General features: G+C 64.5%; 13 protein-coding genes. 7 read left to right on the top strand and 6 right to left on the bottom strand.

Annotation, left to right across the window (positions count from 1 at the left end; genetic code table 11):
• Nucleotides 1-294: 294 nt before the first annotated feature.
• Nucleotides 295-1,422, top strand: coding sequence for a glycosyltransferase family 4 protein (locus ACFSCT_RS00885; protein ID WP_379139421.1), 1,128 nt, complete (start codon nucleotides 295-297; stop codon nucleotides 1,420-1,422).
• 43 nt (nucleotides 1,423-1,465) lie between these two features.
• On the opposite strand, the gene ACFSCT_RS00880 is transcribed toward ACFSCT_RS00885, so the two are convergent.
• The 3 genes from ACFSCT_RS00880 to ACFSCT_RS00870 all read right to left on the bottom strand — a co-directional run bounded on the left by ACFSCT_RS00880 (nucleotide 1,466) and on the right by ACFSCT_RS00870 (nucleotide 5,463).
• Nucleotides 1,466-2,959: an AI-2E family transporter gene (locus ACFSCT_RS00880; protein ID WP_379139420.1), complete on the bottom strand. Its 1,494-nt coding sequence runs from the start codon at nucleotides 2,957-2,959 to the stop codon at nucleotides 1,466-1,468.
• Between the two features lie 113 nt (nucleotides 2,960-3,072).
• Complete coding sequence (locus ACFSCT_RS00875; protein ID WP_379139419.1) at nucleotides 3,073-4,308, bottom strand: saccharopine dehydrogenase family protein; 1,236 nt, start codon at nucleotides 4,306-4,308, stop codon at nucleotides 3,073-3,075.
• 12 nt (nucleotides 4,309-4,320) lie between these two features.
• Nucleotides 4,321-5,463 carry a carboxynorspermidine decarboxylase gene (locus ACFSCT_RS00870; RefSeq protein WP_379139417.1) on the bottom strand — a complete coding sequence of 381 codons (1,143 nt, stop codon included), beginning with the start codon at nucleotides 5,461-5,463 and terminating at the stop codon, nucleotides 4,321-4,323.
• Nucleotides 5,464-5,553: 90 nt separating this feature from the next.
• On the opposite strand from ACFSCT_RS00870, the gene ACFSCT_RS00865 reads away from it, so the two are divergent.
• The 3 genes from ACFSCT_RS00865 to ACFSCT_RS00855 all read left to right on the top strand — a co-directional run bounded on the left by ACFSCT_RS00865 (nucleotide 5,554) and on the right by ACFSCT_RS00855 (nucleotide 7,942).
• Nucleotides 5,554-6,186 carry a ribonuclease HII gene (locus ACFSCT_RS00865; RefSeq protein WP_379139415.1) on the top strand — a complete coding sequence of 211 codons (633 nt, stop codon included), beginning with the start codon at nucleotides 5,554-5,556 and terminating at the stop codon, nucleotides 6,184-6,186.
• A gap of 89 nt (nucleotides 6,187-6,275) precedes the next feature.
• Nucleotides 6,276-7,394: a site-specific DNA-methyltransferase gene (locus ACFSCT_RS00860; RefSeq protein ID WP_379139414.1), complete on the top strand. Its 1,119-nt coding sequence runs from the start codon at nucleotides 6,276-6,278 to the stop codon at nucleotides 7,392-7,394.
• Between the two features lie 194 nt (nucleotides 7,395-7,588).
• Nucleotides 7,589-7,942, top strand: coding sequence for a cupin domain-containing protein (locus ACFSCT_RS00855; RefSeq protein ID WP_379139413.1), 354 nt, complete (start codon nucleotides 7,589-7,591; stop codon nucleotides 7,940-7,942).
• A 58-nt stretch (nucleotides 7,943-8,000) separates the two neighbouring features.
• Here the strand turns inward: ACFSCT_RS00855 and ACFSCT_RS00850 are convergent, their stop codons facing one another.
• The 3 genes from ACFSCT_RS00850 to ACFSCT_RS00840 all read right to left on the bottom strand — a co-directional run bounded on the left by ACFSCT_RS00850 (nucleotide 8,001) and on the right by ACFSCT_RS00840 (nucleotide 11,009).
• Nucleotides 8,001-8,708 carry a VIT1/CCC1 transporter family protein gene (locus ACFSCT_RS00850; RefSeq protein WP_379139412.1) on the bottom strand — a complete coding sequence of 236 codons (708 nt, stop codon included), beginning with the start codon at nucleotides 8,706-8,708 and terminating at the stop codon, nucleotides 8,001-8,003.
• Between the two features lie 97 nt (nucleotides 8,709-8,805).
• Nucleotides 8,806-9,951, bottom strand: a complete 1,146-nt coding sequence (locus ACFSCT_RS00845; RefSeq protein ID WP_379139411.1) for an alkane 1-monooxygenase — start codon at nucleotides 9,949-9,951, stop codon at nucleotides 8,806-8,808.
• Nucleotides 9,948-11,009: an A/G-specific adenine glycosylase gene (locus ACFSCT_RS00840; RefSeq protein ID WP_379139410.1), complete on the bottom strand. Its 1,062-nt coding sequence runs from the start codon at nucleotides 11,007-11,009 to the stop codon at nucleotides 9,948-9,950. The genes ACFSCT_RS00845 and ACFSCT_RS00840 overlap by 4 nt, the downstream gene beginning before the upstream one ends.
• Nucleotides 11,010-11,100: 91 nt before the next feature.
• Here ACFSCT_RS00840 and ACFSCT_RS00835 point away from each other — a divergent pair, with 91 nt between their 5' ends.
• Genes ACFSCT_RS00835 through ACFSCT_RS00825 form a run of 3 tightly spaced genes read left to right on the top strand, consistent with a single transcriptional unit; the run spans nucleotide 11,101 to nucleotide 13,492 of the window.
• A complete protein-coding gene (locus tag ACFSCT_RS00835) occupies nucleotides 11,101-11,655 on the top strand; it encodes a DUF721 domain-containing protein (protein ID WP_379139409.1) in 555 nt (184 codons plus the stop codon).
• On the top strand, nucleotides 11,652-12,374 hold the full coding sequence (locus ACFSCT_RS00830) for a DsbA family protein (protein WP_379139408.1): 723 nt from the start codon (nucleotides 11,652-11,654) through the stop codon (nucleotides 12,372-12,374). Before ACFSCT_RS00835 ends, ACFSCT_RS00830 begins: the two co-directional genes overlap by 4 nt.
• Nucleotides 12,371-13,492 (top strand): CaiB/BaiF CoA transferase family protein, encoded by a 1,122-nt coding sequence (locus tag ACFSCT_RS00825; RefSeq protein WP_379139407.1) that lies wholly within the window; start codon nucleotides 12,371-12,373, stop codon nucleotides 13,490-13,492. The genes ACFSCT_RS00830 and ACFSCT_RS00825 overlap by 4 nt, the downstream gene beginning before the upstream one ends.
• The last annotated feature ends 1 nt before the right edge of the window (nucleotide 13,493 follow it).

The following is a 13,493-nucleotide window of genomic DNA, read 5'->3' as shown; positions in this document are numbered from 1 at the left end:
TAATATGCGTGCCCTGTCAAGAAAATGTGACAAGCATGCGTCCGCTGGCGGCATCCGTTTCAGCCGCGATGTCGGCGTAACCCTTTTTTCAGGAACCAAAAAAACTTTTAGAATCCGTGGTTTCTGGCGTTACTTGCCCCTGTGCCAAAGCAGAAATATATTGGCGCGCACGCTGCCTTTTGTTCCGGACGGGATGCGGGTCACGACTCGCCGGGTTGCCGTGAATGTTGCCTTTGCCGCGACTCGCCGCCGCGGGTTCCCAAAGGTCGGTCGAAGGTCAGGGTGGGTGCCGGATTGAAAATCGCGATCATTTCGCATCACGCGGTTTCGCTGATCGGGTTTCGAGGCACCTTCATCAAGGAACTGGTCGCGCGCGGGCATCAGGTGCTGGCACTGGCGCCGGATTATAAGCCCAAAACCCGCGAAGTGGTCCGGGGCATGGGGGCCGAAACCATCGGCTTCAACCTGTCCCGCACCGGGGTCAGCCCGAAGCAGGACCTTGCCACCCTGTTCGAGCTGCGCCGGATACTGCGTGACCACGGCCCGGATCTGGTATTGTCGTTTTCAACGAAACCCTCGATCTACGGCACGCTTGCGGCCCTGTCGGCGGGCGTCCCGCGCCGATTTGCGATGGTCGAGGGGTTAGGGTCCGGCTTTGCCCAGCCCGGCGCCCCGCAATCGCTGGCCAAGCGCGCGCTGGGTGTCGTGCTGCGCCGGATGTACGGCTTTGCGCTGGCTCGCGCGGACGGCACGATTTTTCTGAACCGTGACGATTACGCCGAATTCGCCGCCCGGCGCCTCGTGCCCCGGGGGCGTGGCCATGTTCTGGGCGGTATCGGCGTCGCGCTGGACCAGTTCCCGCAATCCAGCCATCCGACCGACCCGGTGGTCTTTGTCCTGATCGCCCGGATGCTGCGGGAAAAAGGCGTCGGCTATTTTGTCGAGGCCGCCCGCCGGATCCATGCCTCGCACCCCGGCGCGGCCGAGTTCGTGCTGGTCGGGGGGCTGGACCGAAACCCCACCGGCCATCGCCGGGCGCATATCCGCGAATGGGTGCGCGAGGGCATCGTGAAATGGACGGGCCATGTGCCCGTGGGGCCCATTCTACGGCAATCCAGCGTTTTCGTGCTGCCCTCATTCTACCGCGAGGGCGTGCCGCGCAGCACTCAAGAGGCCATGGCCTCGGGGCTGCCGGTCATCACGACCGATGTGCCGGGTTGCCGCGAAACCGTGGACCACGGCGTGAACGGCTTTCTGGTGCCCCCGCATGACGTGGACGCCCTGACCCGGCGGATGCGGCATTTCATCGAAAACCCCGGGGACATCAGCCGGATGGGATCGGAAAGCCGGCGTCTGGCCGAACGGGATTTCGACGCGAAGCTTCAGGACGCCCGGCTGATCGGCCTTTTGGGCCTTAGTTAGGCCGCCCGCACAGACAGGCGGCCTTTTTTCCCCGATCCCGGTCTCAGGCTTTCGCCGCAGCCTCTTCCTGCTCGTCGTCATCTTCTTCCAGTCCGGGCGGCTCTTCGCCGGCAAGGAAGTTGCCGAATTTCTCCAATGCCGGGATATGTTCGGACAGGACCCGCAGCACGACCAGCATCGGCACCGCCACCACCATGCCCAGTATCGACCACAGCCACGCCCAAAGCGCCACGGTCAGGAACACGACGACGGTATTCAGCTGCAACCGGCGGGCCACGAAATGCGGGGTGATGAACTGTCCTTCGATGGCGGTCAGCGCCAGGTAGCTGCCGCCGACCAGAACCGCCGTCCACACATCGTCGAACACCACAAGCGCCACCAGCGCCGAGCCGACATAGCCGATCATCGCCCCGATATAGGGCACGTAGTTCAGAAGAAACCCGGCGATTCCCCACAGAATCGGCGAAGGCATCCCCCATGCCCACATCGTCACGCCGATGATCACGCCAAGGGCGGCATTGATGATGGTGATGGCGCCCAGATAAGCACCAAGCGATTCCTCGATCTCGCGCAGGGCGTTATAGGCCGCGCGCTTCTTGGCCATGGTGTCGAAGCTTTGAACGATGCGCAGATACAGCAGATCGCCCGATGCAAGCAGGAAGAACAGGAAAATCAGCGTGAACAGGATCTGCCCGACCACCGCGGGGCCGAAACTCAGCGCCGTCATGGCGATCCCCGAACTGCTCGTATCCGTCACTTCGACCTTCAGGGTATTGGTCGCCGCTGGCTGGGCCGGATGATCGCCGGGGCTGCTTACCGTCGAGGTGGCCGTCACCGTGCTGTCCGGCCCCTGCGCGGTGCCGCCGGTCGTGACCGTTCCCTGCGCCGGCACCGACGAGGTGGTGGAACTGTCGGTCCCGCCGGTCTGGTTGGGAGTGGTCGTGACCGTGGTGGTTGCCGAACCATCCGCCGCCGCGTTCCCGCCCGTATCCACGCCCGAATCCCCGCCCGCATCCCCGGTGCCCTCTGCCGCGTCCGGCAGATTGCCGACCACGGTCGGCGCCACGCTGACGCTGCCGGTGCCAAGCGTCCCCAGCCCCGCCGCGGCTTCCTCGATCCCGCGGAACCGGCTGCGGAAATTCTCGTACTTCTCTTTCAGTTGCCGCGTGATGCTGGGCGCGTCCTGAATCAACTGCCCGGCCGGACCCGAAACGGTATAGCTGATGGCGAAAACCCCCAGCACCATGCCGATGGTGACGATGGCGGCGGTGATCGACGGCGGGATTCCGCGACGATCCATCCAGCGGCGAAGGGGAACGAACACGAAGAACAGCAGAATGCCCAGCGTCGCCGGCAGCAGAAATTCCTTGGCAAGCGCGATGGCCCCGAAACACATGATCAGGAATATGCCGACGATGGCCCAGTTCGCCGGGTTCTTGGCCGGGGTTTCGCCACTGGTCGGGAACATGTGAATCGTCCGGCCGCTGGGGCGGACCACGACATTCGGTTCAAACTTCGGTCCGGTTTTGTCTGCCATGTGCTCCTCTCGGTGCCACGGCCAAACATCGCCGGAGGCCTAGGGAAACCCCGCCGCGCTTTCGCGGTTCCCGGCGTCTGACGATTTAGCCGGGAACATGCAAAGCCGTCACATCACAGCGGCCGGTCGCCATTCTCGTCGCGGATCCGGGTCGGCAGTCCCATCTGGCCCAGCAGTTCAAGAAAGGGGCGCGGCGGCAGTTCCTCGACATTGGCCATGCGCTTCACGTCCCAGTCGCCGCGCGCAATCAGCAGCGCCGCCGCCACCGGGGGCACGCCGGCGGTATAGCTGATGCCCTGACTTCCGACCTCGTTGAAGGCGTCCTTGTGGTCGGCGACGTTATAGATCAGCACCTCGGCCGGCTTGCCGTCTCGGGTGCCGCGCACGATGTCGCCGATGCAGGTCTTGCCGGTGTAATCGGGCGCAAGGCTGGCCGGGTCGGGCAGAACCGCCTTGACCAGTTTCAGCGGCACGACCTCTTGCCCCTCGGCGGTTTTCACCGGCTTTTCGGACAAAAGGCCAAGGTTCTTCAGCACCGTGAAGACGTTGATATAGTGGTCGCCAAAGCCCATCCAGAAACGCACATCGGCAAAGGGATAGCGGGCCGAGAGGCTGTGCACCTCGTCATGGCCGGTCAGATAGGCCTGTTGCTCGCCGACCACCGGAAGATCGAATTTCCGGCCGACCTCGAACATCCGGTTCGACTGCCAGGCGCCGTTCTGCCAGCTATAGACCGTGCCGGTGAATTCGCGAAAGTTAATCTCGGGGTCGAAGTTGGTGGCAAACCAGCGTCCGTGAGACCCGGCGTTGATGTCCACGATGTCGATCGAGTCGATCTGGTCCAGAAATTCGTCCTCGGCCAGCCGCGCATAGGCATTGACGACGCCGGGGTCGAAACCGACGCCGAGGATCGCGGTCACTCCGGCCTTTTGGGCGGCCTCGCGGCGCTTCCATTCGTAATTGCCATACCATGGCGGGGTTTCGCAGATCTTTTCGGGGTCCTCGTGGATGGCGGTGTCCATATAGGCGGCGCCGGTGTCCAGACAGGCCTGCAAAACGGTCATGTTCACGAAGGCCGAGCCGACGTTGATCACGATACCGGCGCCGGTCTTGCGGATCAGATCGGCGACGGCGGCGCTGTCCATGGCGTCGACGGCATGCGCCTCGAACCGGCCCGGGACCTTCATCGCGGATTTTTCGTGGACCGAATCGATGATCGCCTGCGCCTTTGACAGGGTGCGGCTGGCGATATGCAGATCACCCAGTTCGTCGTTCCATTGCGCCGCCTTATGGGCGGTGACTTGCGCCACGCCTCCGGCACCGATGATCAGGACGTTGGGTTTCGCCACGGCGGACTCCTTTCAGGACAGGCTGGATTTGTAGTCGGCATAGCCGAATTCGCGCACGGTCCGGACCGAGCCGTCCAGATCGCGAATGCAGATGCCGGGCATGGCCACACCGTTGAACCAGTTCTTCTTGACCATGGTATAGCCGGCGGCGTCGGCGATGCTGATCCGGTCGCCGACCTTCAAGGGCTCGGCAAAGCGCGCGTCGCCGAAAATATCGCCGGCGAGGCAGGTCTTGCCCGCGATCTGATAGGCGTGATCGCCGTCCCGGGGCAGTTTCGCGGTTTCGCGATAGATCAGCAGGTCAAGCATATGCGCCTCGATGCTGCTGTCGACGATGGCCACGTCCTTGCCGTTGTTGATCAGGTCAAGCACGGTCACCTCCAGCGAGGCGGTGCCGGTGATGCTGGCCTCGCCCGGCTCAAGATAGACCTGCACGCCGAATTTCTCGGAAAACGCTTTCAGCCGGGCGGCCAGCCGGTCCAGCGGATAGCCCTCGCCGGTGAAATGGATCCCGCCGCCAAGGCTGACCCAGTCCAGCCGTTGCAGTATGCTGCCGAACTCGGCCTCGATCCGCGAAAGCTGGGCGTCGAACAGATCGAAATCGCGGTTTTCGCAATTGTAGTGGATCATCACGCCCGAAATCCGGTCCAGCGCCGATTCGAGCCGCGGCAGATCCCATTCCCCCAGCCGGCTGAACGGACGCGCCGGGTCGGCCAGATCAAAACCGCTGGTCGAAAAGCGCGGGTTCAGCCGCAGACCGATCGCGGTGCCCCGCTCGGCCGCCTTGGTGCCGAAACGATCAAGCTGACCCAGGCTGTTGAAGATGATCTTGTCGGCATAGCCCAGCGCCTCGTCGATCTCGTGATCGGCCCATGCAACGGAATAGGCATGGGTCTCGCCCCCGAACTCCTCGCGCCCCAGCCGCAATTCGTAAAGGCTGCTGGAGGTGGTGCCGTCCATATGTTCGCGCATATCGTCGAACACAGACCATGTCGCGAAACATTTCAGCGCCAGAAGCGCCTTGGCGCCCGACGCCGCGCGCAGCCGGGCGATCTTGTCCATGTTCGCCAAAAGCCGCTTTTTGTCGATCAGATAGAACGGGGTATGCGGCTCGGACACGGGCGGATTCCTTGGGCTTGGCGCGGAACAGGTCATATAGTCGCGACACCCCTCATTCGCAAGAAACCGTGACGGCCGGATGACGGTGCACTTGCGGTCCGGCGCATCTGGTGCAAGGTCGGCGTCATGGACCAGCCGCATTTCCGATATGAAACCCTTGCCATGCGCGGCGGTGCCCGCCACGTCGCCGGCGTGGACGAGGTCGGGCGCGGCCCGCTTTGCGGCCCGGTGACGGCGGCGGCGGTGATTCTGAATCCCGGCGCGATCCCAAGCGGGCTGAACGATTCCAAACGCCTGACCGCGGCCCGGCGTCAGACGCTGGCCGAACAGATTCGCAAGACCTCGATCTGGTCGGTCGTGCATGTCGGTGTGGCCGATATCGACCGGCTGAACATCTATCACGCCGCCCATCTGGCCATGTGCCGCGCGGTTTCCGCACTGACCCGCGTGCCCTGCCTTGCGCTGGTCGACGGCAACGCGCTGCCGCGCGCGCTGCCCTGCGCCGGTCTGGCCGTGGTCAAGGGCGATGCGATCAGTCAGTCGATTGCCGCCGCGTCGATTCTGGCGAAAGTCGCGCGCGACGAACTGATGGTGGATTTGGCGCAACAGCACCCCGGATATGGCTGGGAACGAAATGCGGGCTATGGCACGGCCGATCATCTGGCCGCGCTTCTGCATCTTGGGGTGACCCCACACCATAGGCGTTCGTTCCGCCCGGTGCACAATATCTTGTATCAAGATGAAATCGCAAACCCTTGATTCAAAAAAGAATTTGACGGCGAATCGGGTCTGACTCATCCTTGGGGCACAAGATCGGCACCAATGCCGGCACGGACCCGAGGCAGTAGATGACCACCAGAACCCAGACCCGCGATCCGGCGGGACGATTGGCGCTGAACCAGATTTTGCAGGGCGATTGCATCGAGATCATGCGATCCTTGCCCGAGGCTTCGGTTGATCTGATCTTCGCCGACCCGCCCTATAACCTGCAACTACGCGGCGATCTGCACCGCCCCGACAACAGCCGCGTCGACGCGGTCGACGACCATTGGGACCAGTTTTCCGGCTTTGCCGCCTATGACGCCTTCACCCGCGACTGGCTGGCGGCGGCGCGCCGGGTGTTGAAGCCCGATGGGGCGATCTGGGTCATCGGCAGTTATCACAACATCTTCCGCGTCGGCACCGAGCTTCAGAACCAGGGCTACTGGATGCTGAACGACGTGATCTGGCGCAAGTCGAACCCGATGCCGAATTTCCGCGGCAAGCGGCTGACCAACGCGCATGAGACGATGATCTGGGCCAGCCGTTCCGAAGGCTCCAGATACACCTTCAACTATGAGGCGCTGAAGTCGCTGAACGAAGGCGTGCAGATGCGCTCGGACTGGGTGCTGCCGATCTGCACGGGGGGTGAGCGGCTGAAGGACGCGGCCGGGGACAAGGCCCACCCGACGCAAAAACCCGAAAGCCTGCTGCATCGCGTGCTGATCGGCACCTCGAACCCCGGCGATGTGGTGCTGGATCCGTTCTTCGGCACCGGAACGACCGGCGCGGTCGCCAAGATGCTGGGCCGCAATTTCATCGGGATCGAACGCGAGGAAGCCTATATCCAGGCCGCGAAACGCCGGCTCGCGCGGATCCGTCCCTATGACGGCATGGCCATCGCGACGACGACCAGCAAGCGGTCGGAACCGCGCATTCCCTTTGGCCAACTGGTCGAACGCGGCATGCTGCGCCCGGGGGAAGAGCTTTATTCGATCGGCAACCGCTATACGGCCCGGGTGCGCGCCGATGGCAGCCTGATTGGCAATGACGTCAAGGGCTCGATACATCAGGTCGGCGCCGCGCTTGAGGGTGCGCCATCGTGCAATGGCTGGACCTATTGGCATTACCGGCGCGAGGGGAAGATGGTGTCCATCGACGCGCTGCGCCAGCAGATCCGGGCCGAGATGGAAAATCGCCCCAACTGACCGAAATCCCATTCGCCCGCGCGGATCGAAGGCCTCCTGCCCGGCCGCGCCACTTGCCCCCCGCCGGATTCTGCCTCCCGGCGGGGCTTTTTTTGGTGATGCCGATGCAGCGCGATGGTTGCGCACAGGGCCGGTTGCCAGCCACGCGCATTCGCGCAATCCTGCCGCCAGACTGATATTTTGGAGGCTCGGGCATGGAAAAGCCGGTCAATCTGGCCGAGAAACTGGCAACCTTCGACGAAAAATGGTCCCCGCGCACCGTCGCCACCTTCAACGGCAATGACGTGATGGTGGTAAAGGTTCAGGGCGCGTTCAACTGGCATGCGCATGCCGATACCGACGATCTTTTCCTTGTCCTTCGGGGCCAGATCGACATCCGGCTTCGGGATCGGACGGTGACCCTTGACGCGGGTGAGATGTTTGTCGTGCCGAAAGGCGTCGAGCATTGCCCATACGCCCGGGACGAGGCGCATCTGCTTCTGATCGAACCCAGCGGGACGCCCAACACCGGTGATCCGGCGACGGCCGCCGCGCGCAAGGTCATCTGAAGGGAACGATGGGCGGGGGACGCGGGCCGCGTCCCCAACCCCGCCCGCGCGCCCCGCGTCAGGCGGCCACGCCGAACAACCGCCCCACCCCCGCGGTTATGGCCATGGCGACGGCGCCCCAGAACACCACCCGGATCGCCGCCGGCGCCATGGATGCCCCGCCCGCCTTGGCCCCAAGCGCGCCAAGCCCCGCAAGGCTGATCAGCGTCACCGCCACGACGATCGGGATCAGCAGCGACGCCGGGGCAATGGCCGCGGCAAGCACCGGAACCGCCGCCGCGACCGAAAACGTCAGCGCCGAGGTCAGCGCCGCCTGCAACGGGTTGGCGGCGTGAATCTCGGACAGACCCAGTTCCTCGCGCGCATGGGCTTGCAGCGCGTCCTTCGCGGTCAGCTCTCGGGCAACCAGCGCGGCCGTCTCGGCCGACAACCCCCGTCCCTCGAAGATCGAGGCAAGCTCGGCCTCCTCGGCTTCGGGCTGCGAGGCCAGCGCGTTTTTCTCGCGTTCCATATCGGCCTTTTCGGTATCGGCCTGAGAGCTGACCGAAACATATTCGCCGGCGGCCATCGACATGGCGCCCGCCGCCAGCCCGGCGACACCGGCCAGCAGGACCGCCGATTTGCTGGGCGCAGCCGCGGCTACGCCGACGATCAGCGAGGATACCGACACGATACCGTCATTCGCGCCCAGAACCGCCGCCCGCAGCCATCCCGTGCGGTTCGAGAAATGCACCTCTTCATGCGCGGAGTTGTAATTCTGTACCAATTAAATCCCTTTCCATGTCCCAACCGGCCGATCCTGTGCCGTCATGACTATCAGCGCGGACCTTGATGGCCGCCGCACATTACCATCAGCTTACGGCCTAGGGCGCATTGCGCGGCATCGGATTTTCCGCCCGGTTATAGGGGGCCCAATCCGTCACTTCGGGGTAATGCAGCCGCCGCCACGCCCGCACCTTCGGGTTCATCCAGCGCCGCCAAAGCGGCGGAATCATCGCCCCGATGGTCATGCCCGGATAGCCGAAGGGAAGCTGCGGCGCCTCATCCGGATGATAGGTCTGAAGGACCGGGAACCGGCGGTCGGGCTTGACGTGATGGTCGGCATGGCGTTGCAGATTGATCAGCAACCAGTTGGTCGCCTTATGGTCGGCGTTCCATGAATGACGCGGCAGCACCCGCTCATACCGGCCGTCGCCCAGATGCTTGCGGGTCAGGCCGTAGTGTTCGATGTAATTCGTCACCTCAAGCTGCCAGATGGCGACGAACGCCTGCCAGACAAACAGCAAAAGCCCCTGCCAGCCGCCCACGGCCAGGGCCAAGGCCAGCATCGCCAGTTGCAGCGCGCCATAGCGCCAGAACGGGTTGCGCGGGTCGGTGACGCGACGGTCCGCGCGGCTTAGACGCGCGGCCTCGGCCCGCCATGCCGAACGCGGGCAGTCACGCAGCACGCGATAGAAAAACCTGTGGAAACCTTCGTTATAGCGGGCCGAAACCGCGTCGCGCGGTGTTCCCACCCATGAGTGATGGACCAGCAGATGCTCGGTACGAAAATGCGAATACAGGACCGAGGCCAGCAGCAGATCACCCAGCCACCGCTCAAACCTATTGCGCTGATGCATCAGTTCGTGGGCGTAATTGATGCCGATCGTGCCAGACATCACGCCGATCCCGAAGAACAGACCGATCTTTTCCCAAGCCCCCAGATCGGGCGTGCGGGTGGCGTACCAGATCGTCCCGAAGATCAGCCCGGCCTGTATCGGAAACCACAGCAGGGTAATCAGGCGGTACCAGAAAAGTTCGCGATCGCTGGCTTCGGGGTCGGGATTGTCCTCATTACGGCCCAGAAGCACGTCCAGAAAGGTGACGATCCACCACGCGAATACCGGTAACAGCATGAACGCGAAACCGCCCCAGCGCGCGGCCAGAACCGCCAGCGGCACCACCGCAAGCGACAGCCAGAACGGCAACGCATCGCGGAGCCGGTGTTGCTTGGCGGAAAAAACGCTCATCCTTGATCCTTTGCGCGGTTCCAGACCTTGCGCATCAGGCTGGGCAGGGCGGCAGGGTCGAATTCGCTTTGCGCGATCAGTTGGCCGCGCCGAGGCTGTCCCATCAGAACCCCGGCCATGACCGTGAGGTCAAGCTGAAAATGGGTGAAAACATGTCGCACCTTACCCAGTTCGCGCCAGTCCGCATCACCCGGCGGCCCTTGATCCGAACCGTCCCAGCCGGTCGAGGGAAACGCGAGCGTTCCGCCAAGCAGACCCCGCGCCGGCCGGCGCTCGAGCAGGACAGCAGCGGGCAGGATAGCAGCGGGCAGGGCCGCGTCGGGTGTGGTGCCGACCCAGACGATCCCCTCTCGCCGGGGCTTGGGGGTTTTTGCGGCGCGGGCGGGCAGTTCCGCGGCAATCCCCAGCGCCCGTGCCCGGCAAAGATCGACGACCGGACAGATGCCGCAGGCCGGGCTGCGCGGCGTGCAGATCGTCGCGCCAAGATCCATCATCGCCTGCGCGTGGTCGCCCGCGCGCCGTTGCGGCGTCAGGGACGCGGCCAGACGCACCAGTTCCGGCTTGGCGGCGGGCAACGGCGTCCGGACCGCGAACAACCGCGCGACCACGCGTTCGACATTGCCGTCGACCACGGTTTCAGGGCTGTCATGGGCGATGGCCGAGATGGCTGCGGCGGTGTAGGGGCCGATGCCCGGCAGGGTCAGTAACGTCTCGCGCGTGGTGGGAAAGCCGCCCCGCGCGGCCACGGCGCGGGCACAGCCAAGCAGGTTCCGGGCCCGGGCGTAATAGCCAAGTCCGGCCCATTCGGCCATGACATCCTCATCCCGGGCGGCGGCCAGCGCCTCGACCGTGGGCCAGCGCGCGGTGAAGCGGTGAAAATATCCCGCGACGGCGGCGACGGTGGTCTGCTGCAACATGATCTCGGAAAGCCAGACGCGATAGGGATCGGGAATCCGCCCCGCCGCGCGCTCCGCCGGGCCGACGCGCCATGGCAGATCGCGGGCATGGCGGTCATACCATTCCAGCAGCCTTGCCGATATCACAGTCTCGTCACGCAAAGTTTGCCCGTCCATTGTACCGACCCGTCTGGCTTCCCCGCCGTGATCGAATAAGATAGTCAAAGCGACATAGGATGTAAGCCCCGGACGCATGGCCGAAAAAGCAACGCCCGATAAGATCCCGCCCCGCCGCCGTCGCGGGTTCGAGCCCGCCGGCGCGCTGGCCGCCGGACGCATTCGGGACGCGGGCGAGGGCCGGGGGTTCGCGATCGCGCGGCTTCTGACCCGCTGGGCCGAGGTCGTGGGCGATGAGACCGCCGCCCGCAGCCGCCCGGTGCGGGTCAGTTATCCGCGCCACGGGCTGGGCGCGACCCTGACCCTGCTGACCACCGGCGCACAGGCGCCGCTGCTGGAAATGGACCTGCCCCGGATACGCGACCGGGTGAACGCCTGCTATGGCTATAACGCCATCGCCCGCATCGCGCTGACCCAGACCGCCCCCACCGGCTTCGCCGAGGGTCAGGCGGCGTTCCTGCATGCCGCCGCAAAACGCCCCGAGACACCGTTGCACGATCCGGTCAAGGCGGCGCAGGCAACCGAAATGACCTCGGGCATCATCGACCCGGAATTGCGAGAGGCTTTGACGCTTCTTGCCCTGAATCACCTCTCCCGCAATGACCCAACCGCTCGAAAGGCCGGAATATGACCTCACTTCGCAAACTCGCCCCTGCCGCCATGCTGGCCGCTGCGACCGTATTCGCCGGATTGCCGGCGCTGGCGCAGACCGCCACGACCGAGCCGGCGACGCCTGCACCGGCGCAAAACACGCCCGCACCCGCGCAAAGCACGCCGGCCCCTGCGGATCAGGCCACGGCCCCGGCCGCCACGCCGGCGATCCTGCCCGACCACGTTCTGGGCAGCGAGACCGCGCCCGTGACCGTCGTCGAATATGCCAGCTTCACCTGCCCGCATTGCGCCGCCTTCAACAAGGACGTCTGGCCGAAGATGAAGGCGGAATATGTCGACACCGGCAAGGTCAAGTTCATACAGCGCGAGGTCTATTTCGACCAGTTCGGCCTTTGGGCCGGCGTGCTGGCCAATTGCGCGCCCGCCGAGAAATACTATCCCATCTCGGACATGCTGTTCGAGGAACAGAAAACCTGGATCGGCGACGGCCAGCCGCAATCCATCGCCGACAACCTGAAGAAGATCGGCATCAAGGCCGGGCTGACCAATGAGCAGATGGATGCCTGCTTTGCCGACAAGGCCAAGGTCGAACAACTGATCGCGACCTTCCAGAAGAATGCCGGCGACGACAAGGTGAACGCGACCCCCAGTTTCTTCATCGGTGGTCAGGCGGTCAGCAACGGCCCGTGGGAAGACATCAAGAAAGTCATCGACGAAAAGCTCGCGGCGGCAAAGTGACCCCGCTTGCAGGGCTGAAAGTCGTCGAACTGGCGCGCATTCTGGCCGGCCCATGGGCCGGCCAGATTCTTGCCGATCTGGGCGCCGAGGTGATCAAGATCGAGGCCCCGGAGGGCGATGACACCCGCCGCTGGGGCCCGCCCTTCATCCAGCGCGAGAACGACCGCTCGGCCGCCTATTTCCACGCCACCAACCGCGGCAAGAAATCGGTGACCGCCGATTTCCGCACGCCCGAAGCGCAAGAGCGCGTCAAGCGCCTGATCGGCGATGCCGACGTGGTGATCGAGAATTTCAAGGTCGGCGGGCTGGCCAAATACGGGCTTGATTATCCGGGTCTCTCGGCGATCAATCCGCGCCTGATCTATTGCAGCGTGACCGGCTTTGGCCAGACCGGCCCTTATGCCCACCGCGCGGGCTATGACTATATCATCCAGGGCATGTCCGGATTGATGAGCGTGACCGGCGCGCCGGACGATCAGCCGCAAAAGGTCGGCGTCGCCGTCACCGACATCTTTACCGGGATCTATTCCGTGGTCGCCATTCTGGCGGCCCTGCATCAGCGCCAGACCAGCGGGCGCGGCCAGCATGTCGACATGGCGCTGTTCGACGTCGCGGCCGCGATCATGGCCAATCAGGCGATGAACTATCTGGCCACCGGAACCGCCCCCGTGCGGCTGGGCAACGCCCACCCGAATCTGGTGCCCTATGCGGTCTTTGACTGCGCCGACGGCTGGATCATCATCGCAACCGGCAATGACGCGCAATATCGCCGGCTATGCGATGTGCTGGGCCTGCCGGCACTGGCCACCGCGCCCGATTACGCCACCAACGCCGACCGCATCGCCAACCGCGACGCGCTGACCGCCGCACTTTCGGCGGTGACCCGGGGCTGGAAGCGCAACGAGTTGCTGACCGCGCTTGAAGGTCAGGGGGTGCCCGCCGGCCCGATCAACGACATGGCCGATGTATTCGCCGACCCGCAGATTCTGGCCCGCAAGATGCAAATCAGTCCCGGCGGGGTGCCGGGCATCCGCCTGCCCGTGCAGTTTTCGGATGCCGAGCTTGCGTTGGATCAGCCCAGCCCGAAACTGGGCCAGCACAACGCCGAATACGACTGAC

The sequence above is a fragment of the Paracoccus pacificus genome (assembly GCF_042680785.1).
Taxonomy (GTDB): Bacteria; Pseudomonadota; Alphaproteobacteria; order Rhodobacterales; family Rhodobacteraceae; genus Paracoccus; species Paracoccus pacificus.
The sequence above is the reverse complement of the archived record's forward strand: the minus strand, read 5'-3'. Positions and strand labels throughout refer to the sequence as shown.

Excerpts from the sequence above, each read along its gene's own strand:
- ACFSCT_RS00845 (WP_379139411.1), bottom strand. The coding sequence starts at position 9,951 with ATGAGCGTTTTTTCCGCCAAGCAACACCGGCTCCGCGATGCGTTGCCG.
- ACFSCT_RS00880 (WP_379139420.1), bottom strand. The coding sequence starts at position 2,959 with ATGGCAGACAAAACCGGACCGAAGTTTGAACCGAATGTCGTGGTCCGC.
- ACFSCT_RS00870 (WP_379139417.1), bottom strand. The coding sequence starts at position 5,463 with ATGACCTGTTCCGCGCCAAGCCCAAGGAATCCGCCCGTGTCCGAGCCG.
- ACFSCT_RS00835 (WP_379139409.1), top strand. The coding sequence starts at position 11,101 with ATGGCCGAAAAAGCAACGCCCGATAAGATCCCGCCCCGCCGCCGTCGC.
- ACFSCT_RS00865 (WP_379139415.1), top strand. The coding sequence starts at position 5,554 with ATGGACCAGCCGCATTTCCGATATGAAACCCTTGCCATGCGCGGCGGT.
- ACFSCT_RS00830 (WP_379139408.1), top strand. The coding sequence starts at position 11,652 with ATGACCTCACTTCGCAAACTCGCCCCTGCCGCCATGCTGGCCGCTGCG.
- ACFSCT_RS00855 (WP_379139413.1), top strand. The coding sequence starts at position 7,589 with ATGGAAAAGCCGGTCAATCTGGCCGAGAAACTGGCAACCTTCGACGAA.
- ACFSCT_RS00860 (WP_379139414.1), top strand. The coding sequence starts at position 6,276 with ATGACCACCAGAACCCAGACCCGCGATCCGGCGGGACGATTGGCGCTG.